This is a genomic window from Candidatus Methylomirabilota bacterium (assembly GCA_036001065.1).
GTDB lineage: Bacteria > Methylomirabilota > Methylomirabilia > Rokubacteriales > CSP1-6 > MNEF01.
This window is the reverse complement of record DASYUQ010000157.1, coordinates 1-10,364: the sequence shown is the minus strand read 5'-3', so window position 1 is coordinate 10,364 and position 10,364 is coordinate 1. Positions and strand designations below refer to the sequence as shown.

10 protein-coding genes are annotated in these 10,364 nt (G+C 72.3%); 1 reads left to right on the top strand and 9 read right to left on the bottom strand.

The features are described from left to right. A partial coding sequence (locus tag VGV13_15400; protein HEV8642477.1) for a homogentisate 1,2-dioxygenase occupies positions 1–889 on the bottom strand: 889 nt, incomplete at its 3' end. 41 nt (positions 890–930) lie between these two features. Next, positions 931–3,243 carry a xanthine dehydrogenase family protein molybdopterin-binding subunit gene (locus tag VGV13_15395; protein ID HEV8642476.1) on the bottom strand — a complete coding sequence of 771 codons (2,313 nt, stop codon included), beginning with the start codon at positions 3,241–3,243 and terminating at the stop codon, positions 931–933. Between the two features lie 125 nt (positions 3,244–3,368). Here VGV13_15395 and VGV13_15390 point away from each other — a divergent pair, with 125 nt between their 5' ends. Next, the gene (locus VGV13_15390; protein HEV8642475.1) at positions 3,369–3,683 is read left to right on the top strand and encodes a hypothetical protein; all 315 of its coding nucleotides are present in this window, start codon (positions 3,369–3,371) and stop codon (positions 3,681–3,683) included. A 21-nt stretch (positions 3,684–3,704) separates the two neighbouring features. Here the strand turns inward: VGV13_15390 and VGV13_15385 are convergent, their stop codons facing one another. The 7 genes from VGV13_15385 to VGV13_15355 form a co-directional block, all read right to left on the bottom strand. Further along, entirely contained in the window at positions 3,705–4,634 is a 930-nt protein-coding gene (locus VGV13_15385) for a M28 family peptidase (protein ID HEV8642474.1), read from the bottom strand. A gap of 9 nt (positions 4,635–4,643) precedes the next feature. Then, a complete protein-coding gene (locus VGV13_15380) occupies positions 4,644–5,420 on the bottom strand; it encodes a TatD family hydrolase (protein ID HEV8642473.1) in 777 nt (258 codons plus the stop codon). Continuing rightward, entirely contained in the window at positions 5,417–6,448 is a 1,032-nt protein-coding gene (locus VGV13_15375; protein HEV8642472.1) for a DUF5924 family protein, read from the bottom strand. Before VGV13_15375 ends, VGV13_15380 begins: the two co-directional genes overlap by 4 nt. Next, a complete protein-coding gene (locus tag VGV13_15370) occupies positions 6,448–6,678 on the bottom strand; it encodes a hypothetical protein (GenBank protein HEV8642471.1) in 231 nt (76 codons plus the stop codon). The genes VGV13_15375 and VGV13_15370 overlap by 1 nt, the downstream gene beginning before the upstream one ends. A gap of 4 nt (positions 6,679–6,682) precedes the next feature. Then, positions 6,683–8,596, bottom strand: a complete 1,914-nt coding sequence (gene metG / locus VGV13_15365; GenBank protein HEV8642470.1) for a methionine--tRNA ligase — start codon at positions 8,594–8,596, stop codon at positions 6,683–6,685. Then, positions 8,593–9,450, bottom strand: coding sequence for a regulatory iron-sulfur-containing complex subunit RicT (ricT, locus tag VGV13_15360; GenBank protein ID HEV8642469.1), 858 nt, complete (start codon positions 9,448–9,450; stop codon positions 8,593–8,595). The genes metG and ricT overlap by 4 nt, the downstream gene beginning before the upstream one ends. A gap of 7 nt (positions 9,451–9,457) precedes the next feature. Next, positions 9,458–10,364, bottom strand: a 907-nt coding sequence (locus tag VGV13_15355; protein HEV8642468.1) for an AAA family ATPase, incomplete at its 5' end; no start/stop codon positions are given.

The following is a 10,364-nucleotide window of genomic DNA, read 5'->3' as shown; positions in this document are numbered from 1 at the left end:
ACATCGCGTCCTTCTCGACCGAGCGGACGGTGAAGACGCAGAGGTAGCAGCCGGGCAACGTGAAGATCATGTGCCCGGAGGGCGGCACGTGCGAGCGGTCGGCCACGAGCGGCCGGACGTCCTCCACGGCGAACTTGTACGGCAGGTAGTCGCCGCGCCAGCCGATCACGTCGAAGGGATGGGTCGGGTGCACGCGGCGCGTGTACACCGTCTCCACCTTGGAGACGATCTCGAAGCGCCCCCGCTCGTTCACCGTCGCCAGCGTCCGCGGAAAGCGATAGTCGCTGCGACTGTGCGTGATGAACCGTCCCGTCGCCGGCGCCTCCGCCTTCTCGGGGTCGCCGGCGAAGCTTTCGTACACCCAGTAGTACTGGAGGCCGGGAGCGAGCTCGAACCGGTGAGTGACGCCCTTGGGGACGATGAGGAAATCACCCTTGCCGTAGGCGATCGGCCCGAACGTCGTCTCCAGCGTGCCGCCGCCCTCGTGGACGAAGACGACCAGCGTCGCCGAGTGGTGCTCGAAGAAGTAGTCCATGGAGGCGCGGGGCGCGGTGACGTTGAGCGCGGCCGTCGCGTTGGCTACCAGCCGCGCCATCCCGCGGTAGACGTCGGCGGGGCCGTCCGGGGCCAGCGGGTTCAGCGCGTGGTGCGTGCCGCCGAGCGGGCGCAGCGGCGACTCCCAGCGCGGCGCGAACCCTTCGAGGCCGCGCGTCTCCCCCGGCAGCCAGTTCGTCGGTGGATACAGGTGATACGTGTGGCTCACCTTGCCGGCGAACCCCCCGCGCCCGTGCTCCTGCTCGTACACGTGCTGCAGCAAGGGGCCCGCGTGCGGCGCGCGCGGCACGATCCCCACTTCGGGCAGGCCGGAGAAGTACTCGACGTCCCCCATCGCGATAGGCTCCTCAGTCGTCGGGTGCGGGCAGACCGATTCTACCGCTGTTCGGCGGCAGCGCTCAGCACGCGCCAGACCTTCTCGGCCGTGACCGGCATGTCGAGGTGCGTGCACCCGAACGGCGCCAGCGCGTCGACCACGGCGTTGACGATGGCCGGCGGCACCGCGATGCACCCCGCCTCGCCCAGGCCCTTGGCGCCGAGCGGGTTGCGCGGCGAGGGCGTGACGGTCTTGTCCAGCTCGGGCTCCGGGAAGTCGCCCAGGCGCGGCACCGCGTAGTCCATCAGCGACGCCGTGAGCAGCTGGCCGTCGGCGTCGTACACGACGCCTTCCATCAACGCCTGCCCGGCGCCCTGGCAGTAGCTGCCGTGCAGCTGGCCCTCGGCGAGCAGCGGGTTGACGATGGTGCCGGCGTCGTCCACCCACACGCAGCGGTCGAGCCGCACCTGGCCCGTATCGCGGTCGACGCTCACGGCGACCACGCAGGCGCCGAAGCTCCAGACTTCGCTCTCGGCGTTGAAGAACACCGTCGCCTCGAGTCCCGGCGCCTCGCCGGGCGGCAGCCGGACGCCGCGGTGGGCGGCGTCGGCGATCTGCGCCCACATCGCGCGTCGCGACGGCATCCCGGCCACCTGGAAGCCGCCGTCGGCGGCGACGACGTCCGCCGCCGCCGCTTCCAGCAGCATGGCCGCGATGCGCTGCGCCTTGTCGCGCACCTGGCGCGAGGCCTGCCACACCGCGCTGCCGCCGAGCGCCGTCGAGCGGCTGCCGAAGGTGCCGACGCCCTGCGGAGCGCCGCGCGTGTCGCCGTGGAGCACGCGCACCCGCTCGGGATCGACGCCGAGCGCGTCGGCGGCAATCTGCGCCCACGTCGTCTCGTGGCCCTGGCCGTGGGCGCTGGAGCCGGTGACGACGGTCACCGTCCCCGTGCGCTCCACGCGCACGCTGCCGCTCTCCCAACCCAGCGCCGCCGGCTCCACGTAGGCAGCGAGGCCCACGCCCACGATCTCGCCCCGCTGCCGCGCCGCGCGTTGCCGCTCGCGCAGTCGCTCGTACTCTGCCAGCTTCAGGGCCTGCTCGAACGCCGCCAGATAGTCGCCGGAGTCGTAGACGCAGCCGGTGGGCGTGCGATAGGGAAATGCATCGGGCGGGACGAAGTTGCGGCGGCGGACGTCGGCCGGGTCCAGGCCGAGCGCCCGGGCGACCTCATCGAGCAGCCGCTCGATGAGGAAGATGCCTTCGGGCCGGCCGGCGCCGCGATAGGGTCCGGTCGACATCGTCGTGGTGTAGGTCCCGCCCGTCTCGATGTCCACCGCGGGCACGACGTAGGCTCCTGGCAGCGTGCGTCCGTGGTTGGAGGCGGGCACGGCGCCGCTGAAGACGAGCTCCGAGCCCAGCGGGAAGACGATCCGGGCGCGCACGCCGAGGATCCGGCCCTCGGCGTCCACGGCCAGCTCGCCCTCGGCCTCGCCCCCGCGCCCGTGGTGGGTCACGGCGAAGTCCTCGCCGCGGGTCGCGATCCACTTCACGGGACGCTGGAGCCGCCGGGCCAGCCATGCCACCAGCACGTCCTCGTGGTAGGCGGAGCCCTTGACCCCGAAGCCGCCTCCCACGTCGGGGGCGATCACGCGGATGCGGCTTTCGTTGAACCCCAGGCAGGCCGCGATCTCCGAGCGGACGCGGAAGGGCGCCTGTGAGGACGTCCAGACCGTGAGCTCGTCGAGGTGCGGGTCGTAGCTGGCCAGCACGCCGCGCGGTTCCATGGTCACGGCGCTGAGCCGCGGCTGCCTGACGGTGAGGCGCGCCACCCGCGCCGCGCGGGCGAACGCGCCGGCGACGTCGCCCACGCGCCAGGCGTGGGTGAACGCACGGTTGCCCCCTAGCCCCGGGTGGAGCACGGGCGCGTCCGGGCGGGCGGCGTCATCCGGATCGACCGCGGCCGGCAACGGCTGCCATTCCACGGCGATGAGGTCGGCGCCATCGCGCGCGCGCCAGGGCGCGTCGGCGACGACGGCCGCGATGGGCTCACCCACCGCCCGGGCGACGTCGGCCACCACGAGGGGACGGCGTCCGATCTTCATCCCGGGGAAGAGCGCGTTCACCGACAGCGCGCCGAGCTCGCGCACGTCGGCGCCCGTGACGACCTCGACCACACCGGGCGCCCGCCTCGCCGGCGCCACGTCCAGCCGCGCGATGCGGGCGTGGGCGTGGGGGCTGCGGAGGAAGTGGACGTGAACCATGCCCGGCAGCCGGATGTCGTCCGTGTAGCGGCCGGCGCCGACGAGCAGCGGCCGGTCCTCCACCCGGCGGAGCGCAGCCCCGATGTACGACCGGCCCGAGGGCGCCGTCATGTCAGCGAGCGCTCGCCCCGAGCCCGGTCACGCGCCCGCGAGGAATGCAAGCTCGCGCCCGCTCGCAGGTCAGCCGTCCATCCATGGGAGTGGGATTATCGCACGCCTCCTGTACACTGGCCGCCATGCCCCGGCGCGGCAAAGTAATCCGTTTCCCCGGCGCGCCGCCCGCTCCCCCGCGGCCGCCGGTCCGCGCGCTGCGCGCCGACGAGCCTGGCCTCGTCGAGGTCTACCGCTGCGCGCAGGCGGAGGCGCTCGTCGTCAAGAGCCTCTTCGAGAGCGAGGGCATCCCCACGCTCCTGCGCGCGCGCCTGGCCCAGTCGGTCTATCCCTTCACCGTCGGCGACCAGGGCGAGGTGGTGATTCTGGTGCCCGGGGCCGAGGCCACGCGGAGCCGGCTCCTGCTCGCCCGCATCGCACCCGGCCCGTCCTTCCCCTGAGGGCTGAGGGCGCCTCGCCGGTCAGCCGAACTCGCCGACGATCGCTTCCAGCGCGCGGGCGACGCGATCGAGGGCGGCGGGCTCCAGCGTGTCCAGACTGTCGCGGCTGGTGTGGTACGTGTCGAAGGGAGGCGGCCGGCGGGCCAGGTGCATGAGCACGCTGCGCCCCGGGCTGAGCACGAACTTGCGGAGCGCGTCGGCCTCGGCTGCCGGGACGATGGTCAGCCCGTAGGCCGGGATACCGGCGGCGGCAAAGGCGCGGTGGTCGCTGCCGAAGACGGGAATACGCCCGACGACGTGATAGCTCGCGTCCCGCTTCAGCCCCAATCCCTCGAGCGCGCCCTGTACGCGCCGCCGGAAGGACGTCTCCCCCGCCGCGTCCCAGATGGCGAGGCTGTCGCCGATGCCGCACAGCTCGAGGCTCAGCACCCCCGCGATGCCCGCCAGCGGCATCTCGCGCACGTAGGCGCGCGCGCCGAGATAACCGAGCTCCTCGGCCGCCGTGAAGAGCAGCCGCACCCGTAGCCCCCGCGGCGTGCGCGCGCGCAGCCGCCCGATCAGGCTCAGGAGGATCCCGACGGCGGCCGCGTTGTCGTTGGCGCCGGGGCTCCCCGGCACGGCGTCGTGGTGGGCGATGAGGAGCAGCACGCGGTCGCCCCCGCCGAGGTCCACGCCGAAGTTCTCGCCCCGCCCCTCGAACGTCTGGAAGCGATGGCGCACGAACGGGATGCCGCGCGCGGCCAGGAACGCGGCGACCGCGGTCTCTCGCTCATCGTTGGCGCGGCCTTCCAGCAGTCGGGAGAGCGCCAGCGGCGAATCGCCGCCGCCCAGCACCTCGGCCAGCGGCGGCGGCGCGGTGGCGGGGCGGGGGCGCCGCCGCGCATTGAGAAGCCGGCTCAAGCCGCTGTTGATCCGCCCCCGGACGTAGAAGCCGAGCTCACGCAGCGCCACGGCGGAAACTCACGGCACGCCCAGGAGGGCGCAGCCATTGGCGGTGAGCCGCGCGGCCAGCCGCTCCACCGGCTCGCCACGCACCTCGGCCAGGCGCGCGGCGGTGACCGTCAGCAGGGCCGGCTCGTTGCGCTGCCCACGGTAACCCTGGGGTGGCAGGAAGGGGCAGTCGGTCTCGATGACCAGGCGATCGGCCGGCACGAAGCGCGCCACGTCGGGAAGCGCGCCCGCGTTCTTGTAGGTCACCGGGCCGGCCAGCGAGATCAGCAGCCCCAGATCGAGACAGCGGCGGGCGATCTCCACATCGCCCGAGAAGCAGTGCATGATCCCGCCCACCCCACTCACGCCCTCGTCGGCCAGAATGCCCAGCACCTCGGCGTGAGCGTCGCGGCAGTGGACGAGGGCCGGCTTGCCCGCGCGGCGGGCGACGCCCAGCAAGCGGCGGAACGTGCGCTCCTGGACGTCGCGGGGCGACCGGTTGCGGAAAAAGTCGAGCCCGATCTCGCCGATCGCGACCACCCGCGGCTCCCCGGCCAGGCGCTCGATCCCGGCCAGCGCCGCGTCGTCGGCGTTCGCCGCGTCGTGCGGATGGATGCCGACGGAGGCCCACACGTCGGGCTCGCGCTGGGCCAGCGCGATCGCCGCCCGCGACGTTTCGACGTCGGTGCCGATCGTCAGCAGGCGCCCCACCCCGGCCGCCCGCGCCCGCTCCAGCACCGTTCCCCGGTCGCCGTCGAACTCCGGAAAGTGCAGGTGCGCGTGGGTGTCGAAGAGGTCGGGCGTCATTCGATCACCCGGAAGCGGAGCCGCCCGATCAGCTGGCCCGAGCGAGTCACGACGTCCACCGTCCAGCGCCCGATCGGATTCTCCGGAAAGGCCGTCTTGCGCGAGTAGGTCCGGAAGCCTTCGCGGCGGCCCCCGCGCACGGGCGAGAGACTCACCGCGTCCACGACCTGGGCGTCCCGACGCCACACGTGCTGGACCGCCTGGTTGAGCCCGGCCGGGGCAAAGATGGTCGTGTACGCGACCAGGCCGCGCTGGCGCAGCTCCGAGGCTTTGATGGCGCCGATCGTGGGCTCCATCGACTCCACGCTCCCCACGTCCCAGGCGATCGCGGTGCGGGCCAGGAAGAGCGGCGCGGGCGGGATCCACGCCCGCCCGACGTGGGCCAGCGCGGCGATGGCAATCCCGCCGATCATCATCACGCTGAGCCCGACCGACCAGCTCCACCGGCGTGCCCGGCAGACGGCGGGCGTGAGGGCCACCACGGCCATCCACGCGCTGGTGACCAGCGACAGGTGGGGCGGCACGCCCACGAGAGGCAACGCGACGTTCAGCGCCCCGAAGATGGAGACCAGGAAGAAGACGTAGTTCAGCCAGGGCAGCGGCTCCACGAGCGCCTGGTACCACGGGTCGAACGTCGCCAGCACCGCCAGCGCCACCATGAGGGCCAGGAAGACGGCGTTCCCCGAGGTGAGCGTCGTGCTCGCGTAGTAGACGGGGATCATGAAGAGCAGCACCGCGTGATAGATCGTCTGAGTCAGGTAGTCGGCCGCGGTGATGACGAGCCGGTGTCCCCGCTCTTCCAGAGCCTGGCGAACCTGAGTGAGGATGGCGAACAGCAACCACAGGAGCAGCAGGTTGCCGATGACCCAGCGGACGTGCGTGAGCTCGCGGCGGAAGACGAAGAGGGTGAGGAGCCCGCCCACGAGCGAGGCCACCGAGATGCCCCACCGGCGCAGCCACTCGAGCCAGGGCCGCCAGCCCGCCGCGGTCTCCGGCGGGCCGGTTAGAGACGCGTCCGGTTCCGTCACTACCCCGGTGGCCCCAGTGCGTCGACGATCCGGCGCGCGACCTCGTTCTGGCGGAGCGCGGTGACGCAGGCCAGGATGTCCGTGGCCGCCGCCAGCGTGCGCAGGTGCGCGGCCACCAGATCGAGCGCGCTCGAGCGGGCGGCGCCCTCCAGCGCGCAAATCTCCCGCAGCACCCGGGCGATCGAGGGGTCGCGCTGCGCCACCTGGATCATGGCCTCGACGTGCTCCATCGCCCTACTTTACCCTGGCCCCGGGCGGCAGATCGCGGTCGAGGGTGAGCACGGCCAGCCGGCTCCCGGCGGAGCCGGCCAGGAGCATGCCCTGCGACGCCACGCCCATGAGCGTGGCCGGCTCCAGGTTGGCGACGATCACGATCTTCTTGCCGACGAGGTCGGCCGGCGCGTAGTGCTCGGCGATGCCGGCCACTATCGTCCGCTGCTCGTCGGCGCCGAGCGAGACGGTCAACTTCACGAGCTTGCGGGACTTCGGCACGGCCTCGGCGCCGATCACCTCCGCCACCCGGAGGTCGAGCCGCGCGAACTCGTCCATGGTGGCGGGCGCGTCGGACCCGGCTGCCGCCGCCGGGCTCCCGAGGGAGGCGACGCCGGCCGCTGGTCTGTCCTCCACGCGGGGAAAGAGCGGGGTCACCTTCTCCACTCGCGTGCCCGGCACCAGCCGCCCCCATTCGCAGTCGGCCAGGTGCGGGTCTCCGGTCTGGTCGAGGGCGCCCCGAATCCGACGGGCGGCCTCCGGCAGGAACGGCGCCAGGATGATGCCCAGGCACCGCAGCGCCTCGCCCAGCGTGTAGAGCACGGCGTCGAGCCGGCCGCGCTTGGCGGCGTCCTTGGCCAGCGTCCACGGCTGCTGGCCATCGACGTAGCGGTTCAGCAGGCCGATGAACTCCCAGATGGCGCCCAGCGCGCGGTGGAAGGCGAACTCCTCCATCGCCGCGTCGACCTCGCCCCGGGCCCGGGCCCACACGGTCCCGATCTCCTCCTCGGCGGCCGTGAGCGGCCCCGGCGCCGGGACCGTTGCCTTGGCGAAGTTCGCGATGAGCGTGGTGGCGCGGGAGGCGAGGTTGCCGAGATCGTTGGCGAGATCGGCGTTGAACCGCGCCACGAACGCCTCCTCTGAGAAGTTCGCGTCCAGCCCGAAGGCCATCTCGCGCATGATGAAGTAGCGGAAGGCGTCGTTGCCGTACTTCTCGGCCAGCGCCAGCGCTTCCACCACGTTGCCGATCGACTTCGACATCTTGCCGCCGCCCAGGCTCCAGTACCCGTGGACGTTCAGGTGCCGGTAGATGGGCAGCCCCGCGGCCTTGAGCATGCACGGCCAGTAGACGCCGTGGGGCTTGAGAATGTCCTTGCCGATCAGGTGCTGCGCGTGCGGCCAGAAGGTGCGATAGCGCTCGCCGCTGATCTCCCCCAGCGCGGAGACGTAGTTGATCAGGGCGTCGAACCACACGTAGGTCACGAAGCGATCGTCGAAGGGCAGCGGGATGCCCCAGCTGAGCCGGCTCTGGGGGCGGCTGATCGACAGATCTTGTAGCGGCTCGCGCAGGAAGCCCAGGATCTCGTTGCGGTACCGCTCCGGCCGGATCAGGTCGGGCCGGCTCTCGATCTCCCGGAGCAGCCACTCCTGATACTTCGACATCTTGAAGAAGTAGTTCTCCTCCTCGATGTAGATGAGGGGCGTCTGGTGGTCCGGGCACTTGCCGTCGACGATCTCTTTGTCGGTGTAGAAGCGCTCGCAGCCGAAGCAGTACTGACCGCCGTACTTGCCGAAGTAGATCTCGCCCGCGTCCCAGAGCTTCTGGAGGATCTGCTGGACGATCGCCTGGTGGCGCGGCTCGGTGGTCCGGATGAAGTCGTCGTAGGTGATACCGAGCCGGTCCCAGGTGGCCCGGAACACGGCCGCGATGCGGTCGGCATAGGCCTGGGGGGCCACGCCGGCCTTGGCCGCCGCCTGGGCGATCTTGTCCCCGTGCTCGTCGGTGCCCGTCAGGAACCAGACGCGGTCGCCGGCCAGGCGCCGGTACCGGGCCATCGCGTCGGCGATGATCGTCGTGTAGGCGTGGCCCAGGTGCGGCGTGGCATTGACGTAGTAGATCGGCGTGGTGAGGTAGAAGGTGCGGCCGGAAGCGCTCAAGACTGTTCGAGCTGGGCCTGGATGTGCGGGCGGCCCTCCCAGGTGAGTTGATCGAGCGACACCTCGGCCTCGGTGCCATCCGGGAAGCCGACGATCACCGTCTCCTTCAGCACGCGGAGCGACTTGATCTTGCCGCTCATGCATCCGCCGCCGCCGCAGGTGGCCTGGCAGGGCGTGTTCACCTTGGGCAGGCGCGCCCGCAGCTCCTGGTAGAGCGAGAACTCGTAGAGCAGGCAGCACTTGAGGCGGCCGCAATTCCCCAGCAGCCGGCTGTCAGTGAGCGGCATGTCCTGGGCCTTGGCCATCTTCACCGAGATCGGCTCGAACTTCCGCAGATACGACGAGCAGCAGAGCTGGCGGCCGCAGGGCCCGATGCCGTCCATGACTTTGGTCGTGTCGCGCGCGCCGATCTGCCGCATCTCGATGCGCGCCCGCAGCTCGCGGGCCAGGTCGCGGACGAGCTGGCGGAAGTCCACGCGCTCGTCGGCGTTGAAGGAGACGGTGATCCGACGGGCGCTGGGGTGGATCTCCACGTCCACCACCTTCATCTGCATGCCCGCCGCGCGCGCCAGGCGCTGGCAGGTGACGATGTGCTGCTTCTCCCGCTGGCGCCGGTCGCGCCACGCCGCCGCCTCCGCCTCGCTGGCCAGGCGCAGGACACGGTGGTAAAGCCGGCCGCGCTTGGCCTCGGCCAGCGTCCGCTGGGGCCGGCGCATCTCGCCCACCAGCTCACCCGTCCCCGTCTCCACGACCACCAGGTCACCGACGTGGAGGTCGAGCTCGTCGCCCACCAGCTTGTAGTCGTCGGCCTGGGCGACCTCGCGGAGCCTCACTCCGATCAGGTATTCGTCCATCGACCCCTCAGGCCGCCGGGAGCGCCAGCCGGCCCAACAGGACTTCCACCGTGAGGCGCGGGGTGACGTTCACGGCCAGGGCCTGGCGAGCCTCGCGGCAGAGCGCGATCGCCCGCAGCAGGTCGTCGGCGGCCCAGGCCACGGCCTCGCGCTCGATCTCCTGGGCGCCGGCCGCGGCGCCGAGCAGGCGGCGCGGCGCGCCAGACTTCGCCAGCAGCAGGTCTCGACAGAAGAGCCAGCAGGCGTCCACCAGCCGCTCGGCGCGGTCGCGATCACGCTCGAACGCCTGCGCTCGGCGGAAGAGAGCCTCGACGCCCTGGGCCCGGACCTCGGCCAGCATGTCGGCGGCCTCGGCGCGGTCGGCGGCGCTGCGGCCGTCTTGGCGCGGCTGGAAGCGCACGATCTGGCAGCGGGAGAGCACCGTGGCCGGCACCGCGCCCGCGCGCGGCAGGATCAGGATCAGCACCGTGCGCGCGGGCGGCTCCTCCAGCGTCTTGAGGAAGGCCTGGGGCGCTTCGCCCGTCATCCGCTCGGCGTCGTCGAGGACGAAGACCTTCCGCTCCGCCACCGCCGGCTTGAGCGCGGCCTGGCGCTCCAGCTCGCGGATGAGCCCGATCCGGATCGCCCGGGCGCCTTTGGGGTTCGTCTCGGGCGGCGTGGGGACGAGCACGTGAAGATCGGGGTGCTGGCGGGCGGCGACGAGCGCGCAAGAGCGGCACCGGCCGCAGCCGCCCTGCGGGCAGAGCAGCGCCTGCGCGAGGGCGAGCGCGGTCGTCGTCCGGCCGCTCCCCGGCGGGCCCACGAAGGCGTAGGCGTGAGCGAGGCGCCCGCTGGCCAGCGCGCGCCGCAGCAGCTCCACCGCGCGGGGCTGGCCCTCGATCGCCTCAAAGGCCACGGAGGAGCTCCCCCACGAT

Bases quoted from the DNA above. Each gene is read 5' to 3' on its own strand.
- VGV13_15370 (HEV8642471.1), bottom strand. From the start codon at position 6,678: ATGGAGCACGTCGAGGCCATGATCCAGGTGGCGCAGCGCGACCCCTCG.
- VGV13_15395 (HEV8642476.1), bottom strand. From the start codon at position 3,243: ATGACGGCGCCCTCGGGCCGGTCGTACATCGGGGCTGCGCTCCGCCGG.
- ricT (HEV8642469.1), bottom strand. From the start codon at position 9,450: ATGGACGAATACCTGATCGGAGTGAGGCTCCGCGAGGTCGCCCAGGCC.
- VGV13_15380 (HEV8642473.1), bottom strand. From the start codon at position 5,420: ATGACGCCCGACCTCTTCGACACCCACGCGCACCTGCACTTTCCGGAG.
- VGV13_15390 (HEV8642475.1), top strand. From the start codon at position 3,369: ATGCCCCGGCGCGGCAAAGTAATCCGTTTCCCCGGCGCGCCGCCCGCT.